Genomic DNA, 565 nt, shown 5'->3' with positions numbered 1-565 from the left:
CTTCGCTATCGACCTCTTCCTCTAATATAGGCTCACCAGCTGCCATTGCCTCTTCATCGGCCTGATGTGCAGTCGGCTCGCTCTCTTCTACTGTCTCTTTAACCCAATCTCTTAGCGTATCCGCCACACCTTCAGTAAGAGACTTGAGATTACTGTAGTCATCGTCGTAGTCATCTAATCCATCACGAACATTGAACTCTTCTGATAGAAACAACTTTCTTAGGGCGGCCTTCTTTACACTCTCGGAGGCTTCTGACACCAACAATTGAGCCACAGATGGTGATTCTGACTCTATGTCACCTTCACTGTTCTCAACGGAGTTCTCCCCTGTTTCTTGAGAAGCTTCTTGAGAATCTAGTGTGTCAGTCAATGTCGCTGTTTGTGCGTCCGCCGAGGATTCTTGTTCGTTAAGCTCTGTTAATTCAGTTGCTTGGGTATCACTACTGAGTTCTGTTGATACGTCATTCTCAACCTCTGGTGTCTTTTCCCCTTCAAGCTTACGTTGCGACCAGCGACTTAAGAAACTAGTTGCCATTTGCGCGCCCTGCTCCCTTGCGCTTCTTAC

1 protein-coding gene is annotated in these 565 nt (G+C 47.3%); it reads right to left on the bottom strand.

Annotated features, from left to right (window positions below; all coding sequences use genetic code 11):
• Positions 1 to 535 (bottom strand): DUF3306 domain-containing protein (locus tag KIV40_RS29830; RefSeq protein ID WP_285352880.1); only part of this gene is annotated, 535 nt, incomplete at its 3' end.
• Between the last annotated feature and the right edge of the window lie 30 nt (positions 536 to 565).

It is taken from the genome of Vibrio sp. D173a (assembly GCF_030248475.1).
This window is presented reverse-complemented; position numbering and strand designations above follow the sequence as displayed.